Origin of the sequence: Vibrio sp. AND4 (assembly GCF_000171815.1) — a bacterium.
Lineage (GTDB): Bacteria > Pseudomonadota > Gammaproteobacteria > Enterobacterales > Vibrionaceae > Vibrio.
This window is the reverse complement of record NZ_ABGR01000001.1, coordinates 375,076-400,744: the sequence shown is the minus strand read 5'-3', so window position 1 is coordinate 400,744 and position 25,669 is coordinate 375,076. Positions and strand designations below refer to the sequence as shown.

Annotated in this window: 20 protein-coding genes; 10 read left to right on the top strand and 10 right to left on the bottom strand. The window is 42.5% G+C overall.

The features are described 5' to 3' along the window. Nucleotides 1-101: 101 nt before the first annotated feature. Entirely contained in the window at nt 102-1,103 is a 1,002-nt protein-coding gene (locus AND4_RS01700; RefSeq protein ID WP_009841148.1) for a metal-dependent hydrolase, read from the bottom strand. Nucleotides 1,104-1,375: 272 nt separating this feature from the next. On the opposite strand from AND4_RS01700, the gene AND4_RS01695 reads away from it, so the two are divergent. Together AND4_RS01695 and AND4_RS01690 are read left to right on the top strand one after the other, a co-directional pair. Continuing rightward, on the top strand, nt 1,376-2,170 hold the full coding sequence (locus tag AND4_RS01695; protein WP_009841147.1) for a CLCA_X family protein: 795 nt from the start codon (nt 1,376-1,378) through the stop codon (nt 2,168-2,170). Nucleotides 2,171-2,573: 403 nt separating this feature from the next. Beyond that, complete coding sequence (locus AND4_RS01690; RefSeq protein ID WP_144017017.1) at nt 2,574-3,863, top strand: hypothetical protein; 1,290 nt, start codon at nt 2,574-2,576, stop codon at nt 3,861-3,863. Between the two features lie 168 nt (nt 3,864-4,031). Here AND4_RS01690 and AND4_RS01685 read toward each other — a convergent pair whose 3' ends face one another. Then, nucleotides 4,032-4,382: a DUF3147 family protein gene (locus AND4_RS01685; RefSeq protein WP_043991388.1), complete on the bottom strand. Its 351-nt coding sequence runs from the start codon at nt 4,380-4,382 to the stop codon at nt 4,032-4,034. A gap of 390 nt (nt 4,383-4,772) precedes the next feature. Between AND4_RS01685 and AND4_RS01680 the strand changes: the two genes are divergently transcribed. Then, entirely contained in the window at nt 4,773-5,345 is a 573-nt protein-coding gene (locus AND4_RS01680) for a YceI family protein (RefSeq protein ID WP_009841144.1), read from the top strand. A gap of 88 nt (nt 5,346-5,433) precedes the next feature. Here AND4_RS01680 and AND4_RS01675 read toward each other — a convergent pair whose 3' ends face one another. The 5 genes from AND4_RS01675 to AND4_RS01655 form a co-directional block, all read right to left on the bottom strand. After that, nucleotides 5,434-6,024 carry a cytochrome b/b6 domain-containing protein gene (locus AND4_RS01675; protein ID WP_043991412.1) on the bottom strand — a complete coding sequence of 197 codons (591 nt, stop codon included), beginning with the start codon at nt 6,022-6,024 and terminating at the stop codon, nt 5,434-5,436. A 137-nt stretch (nt 6,025-6,161) separates the two neighbouring features. Next, nucleotides 6,162-9,050, bottom strand: coding sequence for an Ig-like domain-containing protein (locus tag AND4_RS01670; RefSeq protein ID WP_009841142.1), 2,889 nt, complete (start codon nt 9,048-9,050; stop codon nt 6,162-6,164). A gap of 1,014 nt (nt 9,051-10,064) precedes the next feature. Continuing rightward, nucleotides 10,065-11,363 (bottom strand): peptidoglycan DD-metalloendopeptidase family protein, encoded by a 1,299-nt coding sequence (locus AND4_RS01665; RefSeq protein ID WP_009841141.1) that lies wholly within the window; start codon nt 11,361-11,363, stop codon nt 10,065-10,067. A gap of 211 nt (nt 11,364-11,574) precedes the next feature. Continuing rightward, complete coding sequence (locus AND4_RS01660) at nt 11,575-13,230, bottom strand: SpoIIE family protein phosphatase (protein ID WP_009841140.1); 1,656 nt, start codon at nt 13,228-13,230, stop codon at nt 11,575-11,577. Nucleotides 13,231-13,247: 17 nt separating this feature from the next. Further along, nucleotides 13,248-13,508 carry a hypothetical protein gene (locus AND4_RS01655; RefSeq protein WP_009841139.1) on the bottom strand — a complete coding sequence of 87 codons (261 nt, stop codon included), beginning with the start codon at nt 13,506-13,508 and terminating at the stop codon, nt 13,248-13,250. A gap of 396 nt (nt 13,509-13,904) precedes the next feature. On the opposite strand from AND4_RS01655, the gene AND4_RS01650 reads away from it, so the two are divergent. The 6 genes from AND4_RS01650 to AND4_RS01625 all read left to right on the top strand — a co-directional run bounded on the left by AND4_RS01650 (nt 13,905) and on the right by AND4_RS01625 (nt 21,242). After that, the gene (locus AND4_RS01650; RefSeq protein WP_009841138.1) at nt 13,905-14,312 is read left to right on the top strand and encodes a PPC domain-containing DNA-binding protein; all 408 of its coding nucleotides are present in this window, start codon (nt 13,905-13,907) and stop codon (nt 14,310-14,312) included. Between the two features lie 264 nt (nt 14,313-14,576). Next, complete coding sequence (locus AND4_RS01645) at nt 14,577-15,833, top strand: aromatic amino acid transport family protein (RefSeq protein WP_009841137.1); 1,257 nt, start codon at nt 14,577-14,579, stop codon at nt 15,831-15,833. A 796-nt stretch (nt 15,834-16,629) separates the two neighbouring features. Further along, nucleotides 16,630-18,405 (top strand): tetratricopeptide repeat-containing diguanylate cyclase, encoded by a 1,776-nt coding sequence (locus AND4_RS01640; protein ID WP_009841135.1) that lies wholly within the window; start codon nt 16,630-16,632, stop codon nt 18,403-18,405. Between the two features lie 8 nt (nt 18,406-18,413). Then, nucleotides 18,414-18,749, top strand: coding sequence for a hypothetical protein (locus tag AND4_RS01635; protein ID WP_009841134.1), 336 nt, complete (start codon nt 18,414-18,416; stop codon nt 18,747-18,749). A gap of 255 nt (nt 18,750-19,004) precedes the next feature. Beyond that, on the top strand, nt 19,005-20,783 hold the full coding sequence (locus tag AND4_RS01630; protein ID WP_009841133.1) for a S8 family peptidase: 1,779 nt from the start codon (nt 19,005-19,007) through the stop codon (nt 20,781-20,783). 12 nt (nt 20,784-20,795) lie between these two features. Next, nucleotides 20,796-21,242 (top strand): hypothetical protein, encoded by a 447-nt coding sequence (locus tag AND4_RS01625; protein WP_009841132.1) that lies wholly within the window; start codon nt 20,796-20,798, stop codon nt 21,240-21,242. Nucleotides 21,243-21,335: 93 nt separating this feature from the next. On the opposite strand, the gene AND4_RS01620 is transcribed toward AND4_RS01625, so the two are convergent. Then, the gene (locus AND4_RS01620) at nt 21,336-22,577 is read right to left on the bottom strand and encodes a HAMP domain-containing sensor histidine kinase (protein WP_009841131.1); all 1,242 of its coding nucleotides are present in this window, start codon (nt 22,575-22,577) and stop codon (nt 21,336-21,338) included. Beyond that, a complete protein-coding gene (locus AND4_RS01615) occupies nt 22,549-23,217 on the bottom strand; it encodes a response regulator transcription factor (protein ID WP_009841130.1) in 669 nt (222 codons plus the stop codon). Before AND4_RS01615 ends, AND4_RS01620 begins: the two co-directional genes overlap by 29 nt. Before the next feature lie 320 nt (nt 23,218-23,537). Here AND4_RS01615 and AND4_RS01610 point away from each other — a divergent pair, with 320 nt between their 5' ends. Then, complete coding sequence (locus AND4_RS01610) at nt 23,538-24,014, top strand: copper chaperone PCu(A)C (RefSeq protein WP_009841129.1); 477 nt, start codon at nt 23,538-23,540, stop codon at nt 24,012-24,014. Nucleotides 24,015-24,252: 238 nt separating this feature from the next. On the opposite strand, the gene yegD is transcribed toward AND4_RS01610, so the two are convergent. Beyond that, the gene (yegD, locus tag AND4_RS01605; RefSeq protein WP_009841128.1) at nt 24,253-25,605 is read right to left on the bottom strand and encodes a molecular chaperone; all 1,353 of its coding nucleotides are present in this window, start codon (nt 25,603-25,605) and stop codon (nt 24,253-24,255) included. Nucleotides 25,606-25,669: the final 64 nt, after the last annotated feature.

The window sequence follows — 25,669 nt, the reverse complement described above, 5'->3', positions numbered from 1 at the left end:
CTGATGCAAATACAAACTCAATCAGGAAACGAGAACCAGAGGGCTTATTTAGCTTAGAGTACTGCAAACTGTTTACCTTGGTTAGCTGTTAAACCGTCGAGTTAATCACCCTTTAACATTTTGAGAAAAGCGAGTCGCGACTGCTGAGAACTATCACGATTTGTAATGTATTTCACATGCGTATTTTTATGCGCGAATTTAGACAGTTCAATACCCCACAAGGCGTCGATCTCGTTTGGTAACATAGAATAACGCAAATCAATGACACGCAACTCGCTCTTTGGGTCACGGGCGATAAACCCATCCGAGAACCAACGAAATCGTTCAATGTCTTCGGCTTGCTGCGATGTAAGAGACAACCAAGGAAAATCTTTCTCGAGGTTTAACTTTGCGATGGACTCTCCGGTGTAAAGTTTTATTGATGTTCCCAATCTCACCGCATCGACATGAAAGTCTTCCTCGGTTTCGTAGATGACCTTCCAAACTAGGGTATTAGCAAAGGTGGGTTTGGCTACCAGCCGTTGGGGCTTATGTTGTCTGACCTCAGCCAGCTCCCATCCCGCTTCTTCTGCTCTGTCTCTTTGAATTATGCCAATGATAAGGTAAGTAAACACCCAAAAGACAGCAAAGTGCGTGTACCAAGCGTTACGTTTCACCAGACTAAAAAATAAGGTGACCAATATAGGCAGCGTGAAAACAGGATCAATCACGGAGATGATATTCCATGAGTAGCGAGCATCAGTAAAGGGCCACAATAGCTGAGTGCCGTAGCTGGTACACGCATCCAGTAGTCCATGCGTGGCATACCCTAACACGCAATACCACCAACTCTGTTTGAACAATAACCCCAACCTTTGCCCAATCAGAGGGTGTAAGGCTAAAGCACAGAGAAAACTGCCGACGGGTATAAAAAATACAGAGTGAGTAAACTGACGATGATATTCCAAAAACAGCAGCGGGTCACTGCTTGATCGAATCAATATATCCAAATCAGGAGCCATGCCTGCGAGTAAACCGAGCGCACCCGCGGCCACCATATGCTGTTTTTTACTCGTCGATAGAGATAAAGACGCGCCAACTAATCCCTGAGTTAGTGGGTCCATGGTTTGCTCACTCCACTGTGTTTAAAAAGATAAATGATGCCCAAATCAAATGGTCATATTTGAATGAAAACGCTTGGTGTTGTTCGTTATAACGAACCTATTGAAAACTAAAGCGTTAATTATAGTGTAGATGGATTAGATAAGTTCGCGAGTTTGTCTTAATGCAACTTAAAAGTCGGGAGTGGCGCTTCAATCGATATCAGCCTCTTATTGAGCCTTCTATTCAGGTATAATCTTACAAATATAAATCTGTACTACTTTCGAGGCATGTCTTGCAGCTCAGCAGCTTTAAATACAAAACACGCAAAGGCCCTGATTATCGTCATGGTGATCAAGTGTCGTTCATCGATATCAAAGAAACATTCGGTATTGGTAGCATCCGTGTTGGTAAGTGGGTGAGCAATGAAGAAAAGGATCTCGCAGCAAACTTGATATTCGATTCTTTAGCTGATTTGGCTTACATATTAGCACTCCCTCCTTCTGCCATAGGGCTTCGCGGCAATTTAAACCTTGCTTTCGGCACAGGAGGACAAAAAGGAGTTCAAGCGCATTACGCCCCGAATCAACGTGAATTAGCATTGGCTAAAAACGCGGGAGCTGGTGCGCTTGCTCATGAGTTTTGGCACGCGTTCGACCATTACATTGCGGATAAAGCATTTGATATCGGTGACCGAACAGGCCCTCAGCGAAGCACTATTTTCGCTAGCGATTGTTGGCTGCGAAATACCGAGCACTTTCCACACCCTTTAAACGAGCGTTTGCTCAAGATCTTTGATGCGACTTTACTTAGTGCCGACGGCCAAGACAAACACGATTATATCTCTCGGAGTGTGCAAGCCGACAAAGCAACGGGTTTAAAGTACTTTTCACAGCCCACAGAAATGATGGCGCGGGCCTTTGAATCCGTCATTGAATCGTGCTCGGGTATTGAAAACGCTTATCTGGTCTCTGGTACGATCAAGCCTGATACCCTCCCGATCTATCCTGATATTGCGCATCGGCACGCCATTCATCAAGCAATGCAAGCGTACTTTCGACCTTTAGGTGATGCGCTAAGCTGCAAATGAGTAAATGAGTAAATGAGTAAATGAGTATATAAACGACTTTGAACCTTTCACTTTGCAACTATTACGAGCGAGAGCCCGGTCTCTCTTTTTCAATGCTCCTTAACTAAGTCGCCCTATATTTAAAGCGTCGCCAAAGGTCAATCCATTTTCAAGACCACATATATCTTTGGAATTAAAAATTAGAGTAATATGCAGGTAGCTTTACGTTCTTAAAGAATGTAAATGAAGTAGCCCTGTGCTCACACTTCTATATACTCAAGTCTTCTTATATTATTTGTGAATAAATTCATCTAAGGTGGCATAATTTTAAAAATAGTATGAGAGCTCGTATGTAAAATAATTCACTATCAACACTAATCGCTAGCTGGTGTTTGAACTATCCAAATATTACAACGTGGAGCCTATGATGAAATTTAATCGTATTATGTTAGGTATTATTACCTCCCTAGCCCTTGTATCCCATGTAAAAGCTAATGAAGCTGTTCAAAATTCCCCACTTGAAGGAGAAATTCGAACTTCACCAATAATCAGGCCTGCACCTTCTTATCTTTATAACTTCAATTTAATCAGTAACTACGGTAACTTAACTGATAAGTGGACTCATATAAGTGGTAGTAGCGATGTTACTGAAGAGCCAATTGAAAATATCTCCTTCAATGCATTAGGGTTTGGCAGCAACATAAATACTCGTGAACATACTATCGGTTTAGATAAAAGACTCATCCCTAGTTTAGATACTAATACAACCTACGAGCTCAGCTATGGGTATAAATTTAACAATACTTGCCAGGATAGTAAGATCGCAGCTACTGCAAGGTTTTATGACGAATCTGATAATCTCATTTACACATCGAGTGAATTATCACGACAAGTACCTAATGATTGCGAAGACGAATCAGAACAAGAAACATGGAAACTAGCTGCGTTACCATTCCAAATACCCTCCGAAAACCTCGAAAGTGGTATCAAACCAAGCAAAGTTACCATCGAATTAACGGTCAAAAATGGTAGCGACATAGAAAGAGTTTTGCTTAGTGACATGGGGTTTCGAGTCGTCAAAAACTTAGCCTCACACAACTTAGCGCATTACGGTATCTTTGACGAAAATGGCATGTATATTGGGCAAGAAAGCTACCGAAAGAAGAGTTCTAATGAACTTGTTTCGACCAGTTTCCACATCGAACAAGAAAACAAAAATTATACGTTCCGTCTTCCACCTTTAGCGTCTGGGATTACGATACCAGAACTTGCTGATGACTATACTCCCCGCAGGGGCGACATACCAAAGAGAGAGGGTAGCTACCTAGACGCCTCTGACTCCTTTGTCTCTTTTGCTTTTACTAATGTATTGCCGGGAGACCTTAATAATATTTCTGTTGAGGTTTGCCCCACAAGAGTAACGGAGATTAGTGAATATAAAGTTATCAGTGATCGATGTGAAGAAATCACCGAAAACGACATCATAAATAGAATTTTGATTCCTGAAGATAATGCTGAACTCGTAATTTATGAAACCTCAACATCTAAAATTGGTTGGGCAGCCACAATACGTGGTGACGGTGACAAGCAAGGCCTCATTATTCGCGTTAAGAAAAACGAATCATCGAGCAGCAATGATTTGAATTTTCATTTCCTAGGCGGCATGCAAAATTACTTTAACAGCCACAGGAATTATACTCTCTACAAAAATTAATCGCTTTGTTGAAGCTCTTGTGTTGATCTTAAACTCATTAGTGTGCTTATTTTAAGCTCAACGAATACGTCAAAGAACCACTAATTTGATAGCGCAAGCTGTTGAAGCTAAGCTTCAACAGCTTTTTGCTCAACGTAAAAATGAGATTAACAAAGTCGGGTAGAAGAATCAGAGCAAGTTGATACCAAACTGCTTAGCTATCAAGTTGGTTATCAAGAAACAAACCACAGAAACGGCACAACTAATGAGTAAAGTCATCCAAAATGAATACTTACTGAGTAGTAAAGGAAAAAGGAGAAACATTGGCAGCGTAGGCACGACAAACCAGAAGGTGTAAAAAGCGTGATTGGAGAGTTTCTCCATCCCTTGCCCTTCGATGTGCATCCAAATCAATGCTAAAATGGTCACGGTAGGTAAAGCCGCAACCAAAGCACCTAACCTATCACTCCGCTTTGCGACTTCAGATATCAGTACTACAATAGCAGCAGTCGTTAGGTATTTAGTGATAATCCATAGCATGTTATTACTCCCTAATAATGATTCATTCATAATTGTTTAAGCTATATTAAACTCCTTTTGCTTCACAAACGGAGTTATTTTTTACATGATCTGTCAATCACCACTATTTACAAGGTTGTTAATTCTTATACCTTGTGACCTCAAGAGTAGTATTAATAACCAGTAAACACTCAAAACGATTTTTCATCTCTAAATCAGGTAAGCCTCGCTACTTTAACATCTTTAAATACTGGATGTAATATGAGCAATATAGATATTTAACCGCCATAAATTGATTTCCAATAACATCTATCGCCAATCAAAGTCAATAAACTTAATTTACAATAAATTTTATAAACCTGAATGAAGATCATGTATAATACTTTTTCAATATATAGAAGGTTAATTATAATGAAAAAGGTTTTTTCCACTTTTAGTATCGCCGTTGCACTTTTTTCTAGTGCCTCTTTTGCTGCCGACAGCTATACGCTTGATTCCGATCTGTCCTCACTAAGCTGGGCAACCATTAAAAAGCAATATATTGTCGAGCCCGCGACCATTGATTCCCTATCCGGTTCACTTAACAGTGAAGGTCAATTTGATGTGGTTATTGATTTGAATAGCATCAATACTGGTATTCCGATCCGTAATACACGCCTTAACGAAGTATTCTTTGAGTCAGCGAAACACGCACCCGTACGAGTGACAGGTAAAATCGATTGGACAACACTGGGTGAAGGGTCACACAAAGTAAAAGTCCCTGCAGAAGTCACACTATTTGGTAACACTAAATCAATAGAGTTCCCTGTCGTGGTACTTAATGCAGGTAACACTGTGATGGTCAGTTCAAGTGCACCTGTCATCATCGGTGCTGCAGATTTTGGCATCCCATCAGAAAACTTAACCAAACTATCAGCATTGGCTGGTGGAATTGAGGTTTCGGACCGAGTTCCACTCACTTTAAACCTAACGTTTAAAAAGTAGTCGGATATAATTTAATAAAAAGGCTTGGAAGTTAACTCCAAGCCTTTTTATTTATAGTATGTTACATAGATTTCTATATTATTTATGGCTAATTTTGCTTAGACATATCAAACGCCATACTCTTTAATACATCATTGTTATTTACAAAATGATGTTTCAAAGCTGCCAGCACATGCAGTAACACCAAGCTCGCGAGTATCGCGCAACCAAAACGGTGAACAGTAAAGAAGAACGCATTCACCTCAGGATTTGAAATTGGGTTTTGAATAATAAACAGCCAAAAAAATGTATACTCATGATTAAGCATTAAAAAGCCACTGATAAACACAACGAACATTACCAAGTACAGAACGCCATGGGCCAGCTTAGCGATACTTTTCTGTGCCGTTGGAATCGTGTCTGGTAGCTCTGGCGTCTTACGAAAAAATGACCATCCCCACCGAACAATCAATAGTGCCGAAGCAATCGTTGCAAACGACATATTAAGCGTAGATAGAACGTGGAATAATTGTGGCTTATCCATAACAAATAACATGCCGTATCCAGCAACCGTGGCATAGATAATAATCACTGCCATAATCCAATGAAGCCATTTACTGAACACATCGTAATGTTGCATGGGGTTATTTGGGTCGTGCGGAGTCGCTTTCTGGCACTGGTCAGAATCTAATGTCGACATATTGTCACCACTTAGTTTTGTTTGAGATTGGCACGGGAATACAGCTAACAAAAGCATTCCCATGATAGAAATTGAATAAATAACGGAAGGCATAAAAGCCTTCCGTTATTAAGGTAGATTACAAGATGATATGTGTACTATTTGCTCACTCTGATCATGTCGTTAAAGTAGTCCACTTGCTCTGTCATCTTCAAGCCTTGGTTGTTTGAACCTAGCGTCCACATAAAGAAACCACCGTAGCCATTATCTTTCTGCCATTTAGCTCGCTCTAGGTTGTTCTCATACGTTTCAACAAAGTTACCGCCTGGTGCCCACTGACTATTGATCGTGTTACCTAAAACAATCTTCGACTTGTCTCCAACGTATTTTGCGTAGTTCGCCATCGCAACTTTGTATAAGAAGTTGCGACCCGCGTCGTACGTCATTACGTTGAAGAAATCAAAATCATTCTTGGTTGCTGTCAGTAGGTCAATTACCTCACCGTGGTGGGATGAACGGCCAGATTCTTCAATGTAAGAACAATTTTCGAATACGGTGTCATTTTCACACTCTACAGGGTCTGCACCTACGTGGTAGGTTGTCAGAGAGAGAACCTTAGTATTACCCACTTTCTCACGAATCAACTTAATTAACGCAGTCAAATCCTGGTTCTCTTTATCCGTAATTCGAGCGCCTTTCTCGAAGTCGAAATCTAGGCCATCGATATTGACGTATCCGGCTAACTGGAATTTGCTGTAGTCACAACTACCATCCGTTTTCGTAGCAAGACACTCACCTTCGACCTCTTCAGGTTTCAGGTTCTTTTTGTACACAGGGAACGGTGTATGCACTAAATCAACCAATCCGGTAGCAACCGCTTCACGGCTCTGAGGCGTACTGATTGCCGACCAAATGCTTTCGTACGTTTGACCACCAAATGCGACCATCATAGTAACATTTTCAATTTCATGTTTAAGCGTTGACCATGCAAGGTACTCTGTAGGCATCCAATCTGGGTTGTAATCAGGTGCCGTTAGCATACCATCAGAGATCGTAATGTTCCCGCTTGCGTCCCACTTACCAAATGACAATAGGTAACCATCACCTTCTGAGTTCAACAGCTCTTGGTAATCGCTCAGGCCCCAAGACGTTAGGTAGCTGATAGAACGGTCTGGGTTATTGACTAAACCGCCGCCGCCTGTGCTTTCTTTAACCGTAATATTAGACGTTGCAGAGCTTTGCTCTTGGTTCGCCGTATTCACCGCTTTCGCCGTAATAGCGTATGTCCCTTTCTGAACACCTAACCACTCGTATTCGTATGGAGCTTCGGTATCTTTAAACAGCTCGGTACCGTTGGCAATGAAGCTCACCGAGGTAATATCGCCTTCGTAACTCTTTGCATCCGCTTGGATCGAAATCGCACGCCCTTCGAAGTAGCTTGAACCATCGACAGGAGACGAAAGTGCAACAATCAAGTCTTTATCGGTGATCGCCAGAGAAATTGGTGCAGCTTCCGCACTTGCGCCTTTCTCGTCGTAAGCTTTGACTGTCAGCGTGTATTGACCTTCAACTTGAGCAGGAACCGTGATGCTATAGGTATCACCCTGCGAAGGTGTGCTTGCCGTCGCGACAACTTCACCGTTCAATTGAACGTCAACTCGGACAACCTCGGTATCATCCGTTGCATCTACAACCACTTGGAACGCTTGATTTGGCGCGATTTTCTGTCCATTTTGTGGCGATTTTACGTCCACTACTGGCACAGGATTCGGATCACACTCTCCGACTTCACTCCATGCATCTTTCCAAGCTTGTGGATAGTCTGTATGACCAGTACCCGGCGTCCATACAGGGTTACCACACCATCCCGCAACGGTACATGAGTAGATATTGCCAATGTTTGTAACTTCGTCACCGACTTTATATGCCACACCGTCTTTGTATTGAGGGACATCACCACAACTTGTACCTGTATCAGTCACCGTAACGGTTAGACTCTTGCGAGACACATGCTGCTCATCATCCTGAGCTTCAACACGTAGCGTTGTTGAACCAGCATCTTGTGCTGTCCAATCACACGAAAAATCTTGAGTTGTTTTCGCATCAAGAGAACAAACTTCGGCTTCATTTGCGAAAAACTTGACGGTCTTCAAGTCATCATCGGCGTCCGTTACAAGTGCAGAAATGGTGATGCTGTCACCTTTTTGATGTGAAGAACCTGCCTCTGGCGAAATAAAATCGATTACCGGTGGATTCGGTGCCGTCGATTCTGAGTCTACCGTTACCTTAACCACTTGTTCTGTAAGCTTGTCGCCACTTTCATCAAAGGCCATCACTGTGATAGCTGCCGGACCGATTTCTTTAGGCGCCCAAACTTGCTGGTATTCTTCTGTTCCCGTTGTAACAGATTGCTCACCGACCTTAGTGTTATTTACCCAGAATTCAAGCTTACTTGGACCTTCACCCTCAACACTCGTTATGATCTCAACGTTGCTACCGGTGTAAACTATCGTATTTTGCGCAGGCGCTAAGATTTCCAGTGAATAATCTGGCGTCGGAACAACGGCGCCATCAATTTTTACCGACACTGAATTTTCAAACGCGTTTAGATCAGATAACTCACCACCGAAAGAAATCGTCAATGCTGCAGATTCACCAGAAGCCAATTCAGTATCAACCCAAGAGCCCTCGGGGAATTTCAATCTCACAGAGTTCAACACACCATTTGCTTGAGGAGTATGAGAAATTTCCCATGATGGGTATGAAAGATGGTTTGAGGCCCAGCTAATGTCGTTAATCGCCACTGGCAATACAAATTCGATCACAGCTTCACGCATACTCGCACTATCTAGACCTGTGTTCGTGATGCCCAGCTTATAAGTGCTCCAGTATTGACTCTCAGTCTCGGCGACCACTTCGGTGTTGAACTCTGCTGCCATGGCTTGTGAAATTGGATTTAACAATAAACCAGAACACAGCATTGTTAGCCCTAACGTTCGATAGCCAATGGAGCTTTTCTTTTCAGCACTGCTTTTTCTTAGATACATTTTTAATATCCTTAGTTTTATATTAATTATTTAGTTATTTTATTAAAGCTTGCAATTGAGCATCCAATCACCCCTTGCAATCGCACTTAATTTATAAGCAAAAATAACCAAGACAAAAATTAATTATCACTTCTGGGATAAATATCAAAATTTATCTTTTTCAGAGGAAAAACGCATCATTATATAGTGATTAATTTCATTCCCTATTTATAGACAACCATTGATTAGATTTTTTTAATTTAGATAAAACAAATTAAAAAACATTCACTAAAGTACCATCTTCTTTACAAGAGTAGCGTTAACGGTCTTACGCCTATAAAACACGAAGAATAATAAAAATCTGACCACATTTTATGGGAATTAATCCTATATCAGATGGCTTCATGCAAATCCCCATCATCAGTTCAAGCTGAGAAAAAAGATTAAGCTATTGATTTTTAATATTTTTATACAAAAAGCGTGTGGAAACTCACTCCCCAAAGGTACTTGGTCAATAGAACGATCATATCTTGTATGATTTTTAGACAACTTTCGAGTAAAACCCGCCAGTTCTTTATACCGTCACCGCGTCTGCAAACCAAGTCGTTATTGCGTAACCAAGCATTTAAAGATATTTGCTTACACAGTCTAAAACATAAATTCGTGAGACAAACGCGTCGTTAGCTTCGCACAATTAATAAGCTCGACAAATGTGTTAACCCATTACATTTAAAATAATTATTAAATAGCAAAGTGATTATTATCCATTTATCCATTCTTAAATTTGACAATGAAATCACATATCTTTTAATAAAAAATTAATAAATAGAGTATTAATTCTATATTATAGAAAACCGAAAAATAAAAACTAAGCAATCCGAAACAGCCTTAGTATTTATCCAAGTAAAATCTAAGTTCGCTGACAATTTTACGCTTTTGCTCTATTTAATTTCTCTGCCATTTATTTTTCATCCACTCTAAAAAAATGGGGACCCGCAGTAACGTAATTAGCGTGCAAAGAGTCCAGATGTCGCCTCAAACTTTTTTGTTGTTGGTCTTTTTCCTGATGGTAACCATATCATCGAACTCTGCAACTCTTGCCAAAAATGCTGTTTTATCTTTGCTCGGGATAGAGCTCACTAATGGTAAGTCTGCTTTCATTGCGTCTACCGCTCGATTACGAACTAAAACTTCAAAATGTAAGTGTGGACCCGTTAGTCGACCTGTTGCTCCCGCTAACGCAATTTTCTGTCCACGTTTTACGCTATCGCCTTTCTTTACCAAGAAGCGACTCAAATGCAAATATCGAGTTTTGTAAACACTGTTGTGTTCTATCACCAAGTATTTTCCGGCATAGGGATGATTACGAACCACTATCACTTTCCCATCTCCAATAGAGTAAACTGGCGAACCGACAGGCGTGGCAAAGTCTGTGCCATTGTGTGGCGATATACGCCCCGTCACAGGGTGCTTTCGGTGAGGATTAAATGATGAGGTTATGTGACGAAACTGCTTATCGATTGGGTAACGATTGAACGCTTGCTCCAGGCTATTTCCATCGCGGTCATAAAAGCGTCCATCTTCCGCCAAAAACGCTTCCACATGTTTACCACGCATATTTATGGCAATGCCTCTTACTTCTGTATTGCCCGTTAAATGATCATTAACATATTGGCGACGAACTAACACATAGAAAGAATCACCAACACGAAGTTCGCGAGCGAAATTCACTTTATCGCGTAGCAGTTGTGTGATGTTTGCAATCTGGGTTGTGGTTAAGCCTTGTTGGTGCGCAGACAAAGAAAAGCTGCCATTGACCGTACCGGAGTACATCTCCTCGCGCCATTCTCCGGGCTCTTCGACAAAATCATAATCAAAAGTTCCATCTTCGTTTTTCTTGTAAATCGCTTGTTCGACAAGACTCTCATGGAAAATCACCTGGTTGAGTGTCTCAGTATTTTTATCTATCAAAAACTCAAGATGGTCGCCCGGTTTGATAGTGTCGAGCTTAAGTGTGGATAAGTCGGCTTCGAGAAGCTTTTGTGTGGTTTCGTAAGGGATACCCCATGAAGAGAAAATCTTACTCAGCGTGTCACCCACTTTGACGAAGTAATGAATTCGCGCAATATTTTTATTGCTTGCTGCAACAAACTCAGTATTTGTCGCCCGCTCATCGACTTTAGGTGCGTTGAATGGGTGAGTTTCCAGATCGGAATAAGGTGTGACCTTGACGGCTATTTCGTCTGCTTTCATTTTTAATTGATCGGTGAGATAGGCAGCGAGAGAGAATGCAGTGACAGCGATAGCAATGAGTGAGTAGCGGACAAACTTCATAATACTTAAATCAATTTAGAACACCAATTGTTATGTTATAACATCTTGGGCTTAAAGTTTAAACAATGAGTATTTGAGATCTTTGTTTCAAAGCTTTGCTGGAAATTCTGTGTCCCTGTTTCAGCAAAGAAAGCTCAAAAAGCGACTTACAGACTGAGGACTTCCGCCAGTAGAACTGATGAAAGAGCATTCGAAACCAAGTAAAGTCTCACTAAAGTGATCGATTCACCGTAAAAACGTTTCGTCCCGCTTGGCTGCCTACCGAAAGCGAATCAGACATATGAGCAATTAACATCAACCCTCGCCCTGAAGGTAACCAACAAACCTCATCAAATAAGCTCGGAGCCTCAATCTGTTGCTCGACGTAACGTTGGAAGACACCGTCGTCGATACGCAGACCATAATCAGCCACGCGCAATTCAACAAATGCGATTTTCCCTGTCGATACTTCACATTCTAACTCGACCTTATTTCCCTTCTGCTCCCGATAAGCATGAATATAAGCATTATTCATCAATTCAACCACACACAGCTCCAGTGCTTGAGCAACATGATGAGAAACTGAGTGTCGCTCAAGGAATTCAAGTAAATCCCTACCGCCTTGTCGTGAAGTCTCTAAAGACGCTTGATAGGATTTCTGGAGCAAAATACACGGTGACTCGTGGCGTTTAAACTGTTCTGGCCCCAACCATTGCACTCTTAACAGAGTGACATCGTCATCCATTTCTGTCTTACCTTGCCAGCTTTGCACTTTTTGTAACACCGCACTGGTCTGTGCATTTCCAGGCATCGGTTTTCTGCCGTCGATGTTCGATAGCAGTCTATCTATGCCATAAAGCTCATCATCTTGTTTCGCTTCCAACAGCCCATCAGAGAAAAACCAAAGTGCATCATTGGGCTTCAGATGGATACTTCCGCCTTGATACGTTATTGACTTCAATGCACCGACCATAAAATTGTTATCCCCCACTTGTTTCAAAGTATCCTGCGCAGCTCGTTGCCAGACAAATTTTGGATGCCCAGCAGTACAATAATTTAATTCACCCGTCTCAGTATTTAAGACAGCATATTCGATGGTGAAATAGAGCTTACTGTTAGGCGATTGTTGATAACGTCGATTAAGCCTTTCAATCACTTCTACTGGCTCACGCACACGGTACTCGTTCTCACCCCAGTCCAAGATTATTGAGTCTGACTTGTTACGTTGTGACAGCGTTTGTTGAATAGAGAACGCCATTAAAGCGGAAGAAATACCATGCCCGGAAACGTCGAAGACATAAAATGCGACATGCACGTCATCAAGCTCTAGATATCCCAACATATCTCCGCCGATCTTAGTGCAAGGCACGTAGGTATAGCTGAATTGTGCAGTCTGGACCTGCTCCTCTGCGGGCAGAAGCTGTGCCATTAACTCGCCGGCAGAATCCAAGTCTTGTTGGATAGTTTGATATGCGAGGGCGAGTTCTTGGTTCTTTGCAGTAAGGGCGTTATGCAGCTCCAGTGTGCGAAAGCCAGCTCGGATACGCGCATGCAGTTCAGCGACAGAAGTCTTCTTATCGATAAAGTCATCAGCGCCTGTATCCATGCCTTTAATGATGGATGCCTGATCGTTACATGAGGACAAAAGTACAAAAAAAATATAACGTGAGAATGCAGAAGACTTAAGTTGACGGCACAGCTCGAAACCATTGAGGCCCGGCATCATCAAGTCACTGAGCACAAACTGAATATCTGTTCGATAAGTCAGCAATTGTAACGCTGCATCACCGTCCTCTGCAGCAACAACTTCATACCCCTGCTTTTGCAGTGCACTGGTCATGTAGAGGAGCACCGTTTTGCTGTCGTCGACCAACAATATAGATTTCATGCCTTTCCTTGCTTGTATTATTGCAGCATGCCATTCATGGATTGCTCATCTCTAAAACGTCTGTAATCTTCTGCTAGAAGCTGATGTTGATAACGAACATAGGACAACGCTTCATTAGAGATAACTATTTGATGTTCTTTTTCCATCAATTGGACTCGTAGCTGCTCAATTTTCTGATGTTGCTCAATGTGGCTTTGATACATAGCAACGAATCCGCACGCCGAAGCAACGAGTAACATACACACCACAGCATTGATGGTTCTACTTCGAATACACATACCTTCTCCTTGTTACTTGATGTCCTTCATTACGGGAAGAAATCGAGTAATAGTGGACTAACAGCGCAATGCTTCAAACATTGAAGGAACCAATTGAGGTAACTTATTAACAACTCTAATTATAGAAGAAGGCAAGAAAAAGAAGAGAAAACCGAAAATTGAAGAGCAGTACACGAAAGAAGACAATATGAGCACCCAACGACAACGTCATTAAGGTTTAGCATCGTGTCACAATTCATCGATTTTCTCTTCTTCTAAGCAATCGTTAAAGTTACACTATCGCTAGTATTTAAATGTTCAGTAAAAAGACTACTGTAAAACACTTTTAACGCTTGTTTGTTTAGTGTGACTTTGGGTCCGCGCAGACCTGCTGGCCGGTTTTGATTAGGAAATAACATGTCGATTGAAGTAATAGCAGTACGCCTCACCAAAGGCATGGATTTGAAGCAGAGCATAGCAAAACTCGTCGATAAACACGGAATCACAGCAGGTTCAATCGCTTCATGTGTTGGATGTATCTCTGAACTCAACCTTCGTTTGGCGGGCGCGGAAAGTGCGTTAAACAAACAAGAGCCATTTGAAATTGTCTCTATCATGGGCACTTTGACACCCGAGCATCAACACATTCATATCTCAGCTTCTGATCGAAGTGGGCAGATCTGGGGCGGTCATTTAATGGAAGGCACTGTGATTGATACCACAGCAGAGCTTATCCTTCATTGCTACTCAAAGCTGAGATTTACAAGAAAGATGGATGACTCAACGGGGTATACAGAGTTGAACGTTCACTTTTTAAATGACTAATACATCTCATCGCCTAAATTACGATGTAGTCTACGAATTCATGGCCACAATATCAAAAACTACAAATCCATAGAAAATTACGATATAAATCTGGTTTACATATAAATAAACAAAATTATATATCGCACTTTCGCAAAGTTATTGGTTTGATAGTTTGCATCATCACCTTTTCACTAGCATGATTCACCACTGAGTCAATGTGATAAATATCACTGAAACATATAACATTCGCGCGATTATTATTTTTATAAAAGCGAGTTTTAAGTGAAAGATTCTCGATATGCGTTAAATCTAGGTAAATTAGCCACCGATAGTACTTGGACAAAACACGACACTCACTGGCTATTAAGCCTGTTTGGAACTGCCGTTGGCGCTGGTATTCTATTCTTGCCAATTAACTTGGGTATAGGTGGTTTTTGGCCGCTGGTTGTCATGGCACTTCTTGCCTACCCAATGACCTATTTAGCCCATAGAGGCCTCGCTCGCTTTGTGTTGTCATCAGAGATAAAAAACGCTGACTTCACTGATGTGGTAGAAGAGCATTTTGGCGCGAGAGCTGGCCGGGTAATTTCACTGCTTTACTTCCTTTCCATCTTCCCAATCCTTCTTATCTACGGCGTTGGCATCACTAACACCGTTGAGAGTTTTATGGTCAATCAAGCAGGTATGGAACCATTACCGCGTGTGCTTTTGTCAGGTGTTTTAGTATTTAGTCTAATTTCAATCATGATGGCTGGTGAACGAGTAATGCTGCGTGCCTTTGCTATCATGGTTTACCCATTGATAGCCATCCTGGCGTTTCTATCATTCTACCTAATACCAAACTGGAACATGCCGAATACAGTGGTACCAGAGATGTCCTCATTTGCGAGCACCATATGGTTAGCAATACCTGTAGTGATCTTCTCTTTCAGTCATGCGGCTGCAATCTCAAGCTTTGCCAACGTGCAACGTCGTCACTATGGCAAGATGGCAGATGAGAAGTCAGAGCTTATTTTGCGCCGCACTGGCATTGTGCTGATCGCGTTTGTCCTATTGTTTGTATTCTCTTGCGTCCTGACATTATCTCCGGACCAATTGGCACAGGCCAAAGAGCAAAATGTGTCTGTGTTAACCTACTTAGCGAACGTAACGGACAACACTTTTATTGCGGCGTTAGGCCCATTTGTTGCGTTTGTGGCGATAACATCCTCTTTTCTTGGTCACTTCCTCGGGGCACGAGAAAGCCTGAATGGATTGATAACTAAGCATTCAGATATGCCAAAACAACGCGTGGATTACATCAGCGTAATGGTATTGTTCGTATCTATTTGGATTGCAGCGATCATAAACCCAAGTATTCTGGGTATGATGGAGTCGCTATCTGGCCCGATCATTGCAATGATATTATTCATTATGCCGATGTTAGCCGTTCACAAGGTAAAAGGGCTGCAGAAATATCGTGGAAAAGTGTCAAACTATTTTGTGCTGGTAATGGGAATTGTCGCAGTCAGCGCGTTGATTTTTAGTTTGTCTCGTTAAGAGCAAAAACTTGGGGGCGATTTTCAGGGATATACCTTATCATTATTACCTAATTGTGTTCCGGTAATCCCTGAAATTTGCTGTAAGTTTCTATTCGATCACGATAGATGACTATCTCAATATATAACCGTAAAAACGCTGGCAATCATAAGTAATGACGCGATACAAATACGTCCGATAATACCAAGGTAACAAGGTTGAATCATTTCGTTATGCATAGGCGTTCTCCTTTATTAACCACTGATTATAAGCCTAATTTTTTATCACTCTATAACACTACACCTAAAACATCCATTTGCACAATGCATATTGATATTAAATATTTATGACATTAATATGAAATCTTAGCCGGACTAGATATTCCTCGAACAACAACCTCTGCGCCGTATTTCTTGGCCTTCAAGCATTAATAATTCAATTATGTCCTACGCCATAAATCATAATACTTATGCAATAAACCTAACATGGAGCCACTGATTTTTCTTCAGCTAACGAAGCCCTTCATTTATTTTTGTAAAAAAACCATTATTTGTGTGATCTGCTTTCACGCATTTTTTTTTATACCGAGACAAATAACTCAATGGCAATTATTTGTAGAAGAGAAATGTTAGACTTCTTAAGTGTTTCAATTTGAGGCTTCGCTTTGTTCAACCGTCTAAAACTATTACCGTTTAATAAGCTACGGTACCTAATACCGATTGTGTTTGGTCTTCTGTATTCAACGGAAAGCTTAGCAGCGATTAATGCAAAGGCAGAAAGCTATCTAAGACATAACCTCTCGATAAAAGACGAGTCGATGTTGGAGTTTTATTTCAACTCTATCGATCGACCTAACGCAATCAGTCTAGTCAACTTAACATTACCCAAAAACGCATCAGCAGATTCACAGGCTCTTTATTATTTCGGCCGCATTTATTTAGAACGTTACGAAGGTATTCCTGTTGATCAATCCCCTGATCTTATTGAGTTCGGTAAACGAAATAAATTACCTTGGGTGGTAGCAGAAGCTAAGCTAAACCAAGCTATTGAACTCTTAGACTCGGATGAAGTGTGGCAAGCCGAACTCCTTTTACATGACGTCATCAATATCTCTCGCCAAATTGGTTACCACTCTCTCACGGGTCGAGCTTACCGTTGGCTAGGTAATGCCGAAGTTCAGCGTTCTCAAATACAAACGGGGTTAAAGCATTACCAAACGGCTTACGATTTACTTGAGGGATCTGAGTTTGAAATCCAAATCGCCATGACACTCAATAACATCGCTTCACTTTACGTGGAACTGTCAGACTGGCAACAAGCCAAAACCTATCTAGACAAAGCCATTAACGGATACCTAAACAGTAAAAATACGTACAATAATACTCTGTTCCTTGCCATCATGTATGCGAACTCAAGTATTATCAACTATGGTATGGGGAAACACGAAGAGTCAGAGCGTGATTTCGATAAAGCAGCTAAACTCTCGATGGAGACCGGTTCTGTTAAAATCAAACACAATTCAATCGCCAACTTATCCCGAATTCTCAGTGAACTTGACAGGATAGAGGAGTCTTATGAGCTTGCACAGGCATGCTTGGAGCTTCCGAACCCACAGCATTTAAAAGGCTTAAAGTCCGTCTGTTACGAAGCATTTGCTGAAACTTACCTTAAAGATGGTAAATATAAGCAAGCGATTAAGAGTGCTACTGCAGCATTAAATAGCCTGAGTGAAACGACAAGCGAAGAAACCCAGCAACAAATGACCGCCTATTTAGTGCTTGTTCGTTCCTATCAAAAGTTAAAGGACTTTGAAAAAGCGTTCGATAACTTGGACCGTTTAAGAGACTTAGAAAGAAGCTTTGATAGCCATGCTCATGATGAGGAGATGATTAACATAAAACTCAACCTTGAAGCAAAACTGGCCCAGAACGAATTAACCCTTCTCGAAGCAAAGAACGCACTTCAAGCCTCTGAGCTAAAATCCCAGCGCTACCGTGAAAACTTTTATTTTCTCGTAATTGCCGCCGCGAGTTTTTGGTTATTTGGTTATATACACCAAATGAATAAAGTGAACGAGGAACTGGCGCAGCAAAATACCACAGACCCATTAACTAAAGTGTATAATCGTCGCTATCTCACCAGTTGGCTGGATAAAATGGCACGTCGAAGCCCCGACCGCAAGTTCGCCCTTGCCGTCATCGATATCGACCACTTCAAAGCCTTCAATGACCAATTCGGCCATGATATTGGGGACAAAATGCTGCTGAACGTTGCACATGCGCTCGACGAGGCAACTCGTGCGGATGATTTACTTGTTCGTTGGGGGGGCGAAGAGTTCGTACTACTTTTTGAAATTAAACTTGCTGCCGACTGTGCAAAAACACTAGAGCGTTTGCGACTTGCTGTAGAAAACAGTAACCTCGTGGTTGACTCTGACTCACTAAGCGCGACGATCTCAATCGGCGCAGTTAATGAACTTAGTGCGCAAAGTATGAAAAACCAATGGGACCAATGGTTTCTGGCTGCAGATCAAGCTCTGTATAATGCTAAGCAATCTGGTCGAAACCAGTATCAAATTCACTCGACGTCATAGAAAACACAATGAAAAAAAAATGGATTCTCGCTGTACTGTCCCCCTTTATATTAGTGGCATGCAGCAATCAACAAGCCGCACAATTAGGGATGAGAAGCAGTAGTGTCAATGTGTACGCTCAGCAAATGAGTAACATACAATTATGCGAAACGTTATATTACCAACGGGCATCTAGTCAAACACGCGTGGCAATAGGCGCTGAGTTTAACCGCCGCGGTTTAAACAAACGTTGGTGTGATCAGGAATATAAGATGACCTACATAGAAAAAGTCGTTGACGGCCTACTTTTTAATAAAGAACAAGGCCCTACAGAACCTAAGCCAACCACACGACCTGCTATATAAACCAATCAATTCTATAAAAAGCAGAAAAAAGCACTAAATTTTCTGCTTTTTAAACACGCAACCTCTTCTGCTCTTATCTAGATACCAATATGAACTCAAGCACTCATTACCAAGATAATGTCGTGCGTCGAAAAATAAAACTAAATAAGGCGTGACCCGTTTTCGTTTCCATTTGTAATCGTTAACTTTATTAATACCTGCTTAAAGGAATATCGAACAGGTATTAAAGTTCCTAACAAAGACATGAGGTCAAAAATGGAAACACGCATTAATCGCCTATTTACTGCAATGTTGGCAGTAGGCCTAGCACCTGCCGTTTCGGCTAACGATCCGCTCTACCCAGAGCAATGGCACTTAAACAACATTGGCCAATCTGCATTCGCAGCAAATCCTGCCATCGCTGGTAATGATTTAAACACTAAACTGACACAAGCAATGGGCATTGCAGGTGTCGGTGTAAAAGTCGCTGTCATAGACTCCGGTGTACAGATCGATCACCCAGATCTTGCAGCTAACGTTGTCGAGGGCAGCAAGAACTTCATTGAAGATTCTACCTACCCAGCTGAATATCCAGTTGATAACAATGGGCACGGGACAGCGGTTGCTGGTCTCATCAGTGCTGTTGGTAACAACAACGAAGGCGTTCGCGGTGTCGCTTCTCGCTCTTCCCTTTTGGGCTTTAACTGGCTCGCAAATCAAACTACTGAAGGTTGGTTAATCTCTCACGGTGCAGACACGTCAACGAGCGACGTTCGCGTATTCAACCAAAGTTATGGCTTTAGCCCCCTTTCCCCGATTACTTTCGATGAAAACGACCCTCAGTTCAAATTAGAATTGGATGTCATGCAGGACGTTAGCGAGAATAACGCTTGGGGTCGTGGTGCCTTATTCGTCAAATCAGCAGGTAACGGTTATCGCTACTTCAATACGGGTCGATTCTTTGTATTGCCGAGTAATTTTTTCTCTGGCGGTAACAACAACGGGCTACCTATGCACAACGCAGCGCAGTCTTACGACAATTCGAACTACTACAACCTAGTAACCAGCGCATTGCGTGCAAATGGTACTCGTGCCAGTTATTCTTCAGTCGGCTCAAATGTCTGGGTTGCGGCACCCGCTGGCGAATACGGTCAAGATTTTCCTGCAATGCTGACCACCGACTTGATGGGGTGTGAAGAAGGTCAAAACACCAGTGACGATATCGGTATTAACGGCCTGCATGGTGGTACTGACCAAGACCCAAATTGTAACTACACCAGCACAATGAATGGTACGTCATCAGCAGCACCAAACACCTCCGGTGTAATTGCTGCAGTCATGTCGACAAACCACGCGCTAACCGCTCGCGATGTTCGCGCGTTAATTGCAGAAACAGCCAGCGTAACAAACAAAGAACACCCAGGCGTTCAACTGGAGTTCGTTAATAACCAAGGTGACTTAGTGAGCTACGAGGCGATTTCGCCATGGCAGAAAAACGCCGCTGGCGTTGACTTCCATACCTTCTATGGTTTTGGCGCGGTCAACCTAGATGAAGCAATGAAGCGTGCTCGTATGACGAACAATGTTTTGCCAAAACAGATCATTACACCTTGGACGAACAATGCGACGAAAGTCAGTGTTCCAGACGCAAGCTTGGCAGGTGGTTCTTCAGTGATTGATGTGACCGATGACATCACTGTCGAATCAGTACAAGTGAAATTAACACTTGAGCACTCTCGTCTACCAGATTTGGCAATCGAGCTACTTTCTCCATCGGGAACGCGCTCTGTTTTACAAACGCCACGTAACGGCCTAGTTGGCCAATCACTGGACCCATCTATCGTCGGGTATGAAAACCAATTAATGCTCTCTAACCAATTCTACGGTGAAAACGCAAAAGGTGAATGGACACTGCGAGCAATCGATACCAACGGCGATGAGGTGTTCTCATTCATTGCCTATTTTAATTCTTCCGCAATCTACGATGTACCTATGGCAAACAATGCAAAACCTGGCGTTATTAAAAACTGGTCTATGCGTATTTTCGGTCACTAAGGAGTCACTAACATGAAATTAATCACATTATCTATTCTGGCTCTAACGTCAGCGGCATCGGCGGTCCAAGCTGAGCAAAAATTGCTTCAGCAGCCAACACCTGAACTGTTTGTGGCGTCTGATTCCGTAAAAATTAACGGTCAAGATTACCGAAAACTTTCTGTTGATAGCCTTGCCGAAGTGGCAGAGCTGCACGCTGGCGACGAAGTATTTAAAAGTGCGTTTAGTCACGTATCTAAGGCAACTGGACTTATTTTTGTTACGGTAAAAAACCGGGCAGACGCAAAAGCTGTAGCTCAGGACCTCAAACTTGAAGTCGTTTTTGCACGAGGTGAATCCGCCGTTTTTAAAGCCTCGGATGATCAAGACCTTCTGGGCATTAGTGACTATCTAAATGCCGACAGTCGCGTACAAGCGTCTAAAATTGAACTCAACAGTGGTAAATATCACTCACAATAACTGGTAAGTTAAACAATAAAAATGCCTTAACACACGTTAAGGCATTTTCTTTTCATTTATCCGTTGACTTGGCTTAAACACAAACAGTCAGTTTTAATTGTAAAAATTCACTTTGGCAGTAAACCTCACACCATCGTCGTTAAGTTCAAAAGACCAACTCATACGTTCGCAGATACGCTCAACAATCACTAAACCACAACCATACCCAGCGTTGTACGTCTCATTACCATCGTGACGGTTAACTATGGTTAACTGAGTACCACCGAGAGTAATCTCAATATCTCCGATACTGTAACTGAACGCATTCTTGATCAAGTTGTTAATCACGATAGTGACAAAGCTTTCGGGAGCATACACCACGCAACTATCTGTCTCTTCTAGCTTGTACTGTGCGCCTTGCTTAGCAAACAATGGCGCCAATTCAGCCAATTGTTTATTCAAGCAAACTAATAAAACGTGGTTCGCGTAATGCTGGGCCTCGACCTTCTCTTTCCCCAGTAGCAAGAACACTTCAGTTAATACCCGCATTTCATCACAGGCGGATTGAATACGCGCTACGGCCTTCTCTGCGATCGGTACCTGCTCCGGTACCCGATCTAGGATATCCGCAGAGCCTTTAATCACCATGATTGGCGTGCGAAGTTCATGGGAAGCGAATCGACTGAACTCTTGCTCACGGACAAAATAACTCGCGATTTCATTTTTACTGTCGAGTAACGTCTGCTCGATATGACGAGTTTCACTGAATTTCGTATCAACTTTAAACTGAGGTTTATCCGGTTGCATTCGGCCAATCTTATCCTCGATTTTCGCTAACGGTCGAGAAAGAATATGCACCATGTAAACACCATAAGAGACCATGATAATAAAGAACAAGCCACCTAAGAGAAAAGTGAATTGGTGCAAGGAGCTCTCGTAATCATCCAAATAGTCGTCTGAGTCATCTTGGAAAACAATGTACATGAGACCTTGTCCAGATGGGTGCTTAAACACCACAAAATGCTTATCCTCATCCCCTAGGAGATACTCGTAATAACCAGGAAACGTAAACGACAGCAGCCACTCCGGCGTGGGCGCCTCACTCCAATATGAGTCAAATTCCAGCATATTGGGTAAAGGTGCATCCCACCCCTGATTTTGGTAATTGGTTTTGTAGAGCGCCATTTCTGTATCCAGCCAATGATGCAAACTCAATACTTCAAGTTTGTTCTCAGCGATGTAGATCAGCGACCAAAACAGCGTAAACATAGCAAAAGTCATCAAACCGAAACCCCAGCGAATTTTACGATAGATACTTGGGTATTCTTTATGCTTTGAGTCTGTAACCTTGTCCATGAATCGTCTCTAATCTTGAATTATCAAATCCTTTGTCGATTGCTGTTCGTAAGCCATAGATATGACTCCTCAATGCATCACTACTCGGTGGCTCATCACCCCATACTTTTTCGGTCACTTCGGTGCGAGAAACAACAGACGGCGCACGCTTCAGTAACAGCTTAAGGATTTGGGTTTGAATACGACTGAGTTTGATGTGCTTACCCATGCGGCTCACTTCATCAGTGCTGGCGTTCAAACTAATGTCTGCAAACTCTAGTGTACCTATGTCTTGTCTTGGGCCGCGGTTTGCCAAGGCTCGGACTCTCAAGCTCAACTCTTGCATAGCAAAAGGTTTCATCAAAAAATCATCACCACCAGCATTAAATGCCGCAACTTTATCGTCTAAGGTATCTTTGGCGCTCAGGATTAGAATCGGTGTACCACACAGGAGCTCTTGGCGAAGTGTTTCAACCGTACTGATGCCATCAAGTTTTGGCATCATGATGTCCATAATGATCACATCGTAGTGATTTTCTTGGATTAAATTTAGCGCAGCCTCTCCATGGTAAGCGCAATCTATCGTCATCCCTTCCAATTCTAGATAATCAGCAATTGTCTCTGAGATATTGTGGTTATCATCTACAATCAATACTTTCATAAGCTTACATTTCTTCACGAATACTTCATGGTATGCGCAATAAGATACGACCAAACTCTTAAACATACTGTCAAAAATAGGCGGAAATTATGAGAAATCTTGCCAATCAAGCCTATTGTTGGCCTATATAATAGATGCTAAACAGCACCCTCTGAGATAATACCTTTGAGGTAAACAATCACAAAACAAATAAAGCACACTCAGATCACCATTTCATAAACTTATAAACACAACTCTTTGCTCGTTTGTTAGTATTCCCCGTCTAAAGCCTCACTATTCTAGCGTATGGAAATACTCAGAATATAAAAAGGAAAACGCCAATGCTAAAAACAATCAAAATTACAGCCATCGCTCTTATCGCTTTTCTAATTAGTCCACTGAGCCTTGCTCACGATTACAAATCTGGTCAAATTCATATTGAACACCCATGGAGCCGCGAAGCCCCACCAAATGCACCAGTGATTGGCGGTTTCTTCCAGTTAAGCAACCTAGGCGATGCTGATGATGCACTGATTGCAGCCGAAACGCCGATTGCAGATCGCGTGGAGATTCATACTCACACCAAAGAAGACGGCATGATGAAGATGATTAAGGTTGATGAAGTCGTGGTTGAGCCTCAGCAAAAAGTGGAATTCAAGCCAGGCGGCTTCCACCTAATGATCTTCAACCCAACCCAAACACTTAAAGAAGGCGACCGTTTCCCTGTGACTTTGACGTTCAAAAAAGCAGGTAAAGTGGAAGTAGAAATGGCGATTGAGAAGAAAGACCACATGAAGAAGCATACGCACCATCATTAATCCCTTAAACGAAAAGAGCCCGCTACTTCAGCGGGCTCTTTTGATTTTGGTTATTATGATTTTGATTTGAGCACTTAAGAGATTCCCTACTCGTTCGTTCCTCGCTCTAAGGAATGACCCTATTTAATCTTCTGCCACAGTTTGAGTGATTTCGTTCTCAGCACATTAGCCAAACTCCACCTTCGTCATTACGACGAGACTAGCCGAGATCAGGAATCTAATAACAGCTAACTCAAGCTTACTTAAAACAAACCTCTGCCCAGCGCGCTAGACCTGCGGTGACCGAACCAAAGTAGTTGCCACTCACCACCGGAATGTTTGGCAGCACGGTCTGCACAGCATCACGCAAAATCGGTGAACGTGCCGAACCACCCGTCATAAAGATCGCATCCGGTTTCACACCTGCTTGCTCTACCGCTTCAGTAACCAAAGCCGTCATCTTATTCTTCGGTGATTCAATCGCTTCGATCATCTCGTCGCGTTGAACATCCACTTCAATCAGCTCAGACAACAAGTTAATACCTGCGCGGTAAGACGCTTGATCAGACAACGCGACTTTAGCCTCTTCTGCACGACGCACAATGTTGTAGCCCAGCGACTCGTGGTAAACCTCTAACAAACGAGCCAGCTTCTCAGGCTCTTGCGCTTGCTTGTGCAGCAGCTTCAGCGCCGCTAAATTCTCACGAGAGTAAAAATCATTTTGCGCTTCCACATTGTTGATCGCTATTGGGTTCCAGAACTGCGTGGTTGGCATCAGGATGCCCGATTCCATCTTGCTCTCCATACCGAATGGGAACATCAGTTGTTTAAACGCCAACGCAATATCCAAATCGTTACCACCAATACGTTGACCACTGTGCGCCAACAGGCTTGCTGTACGATCGGCTTTACCTCGCCAAGATGGTCCCATCTGAATCAAAGAACAGTCTGTCGTACCACCACCGATATCGACCACCAGAATGGTTTTATCTTCGGCTAACGTTGCTTCGTATTCTAGACCTGCGGCTACCGGCTCAAATTGGAATTCGATATTCTGAAAACCGGCACGTTTTGCTGCTCTTAAAAGAATGCCCTCAGCTTGAATATTTGCCGTCTCACCGCCACGACCGTGGAAGTTGATCGGGCGGCCAATCACTGCATCAGTAATGATTTGCTGCGCGCTGTTTTCTGCTTGCGCTTTGATGTTATCCATCATGGCGCAAACCAGATCTTCAAAGAAACTCAACTGAACATCACGCAGACCAGAAGCGCCAAGGAAAGACTTTGGTGATTTCACGTAGTAGGTATCGCGAGGATCTTGCAGATAGCGATTAAGTGCAGCTTGGCCAAACGCCATGTCTTCTGGCTCAAGTTCAATACTTTCTTCACGATTGAGGTTAATAGCACGACGCAAGACCTGCTCACCAACCTGATCGAATGGTTTGATGCTGCGATGACGAAACAAGTGTTCAGACACCGACTCACGCGTTGGTGCAGAAAGGGTGGAAGGAATGTAACGGCTATTCTCTTCGAGGTTTAAAAGTTGCGGTTCACCTTGTTGCATTTTCGCAACCGAACAGTTCGCGGTGCCATAGTCAAAACCGATATACATAAATCCCTCCACTGACGAAAAAAGGTCGGCAATGCTACCCTAATCTGTGGGGAATTACTACTGC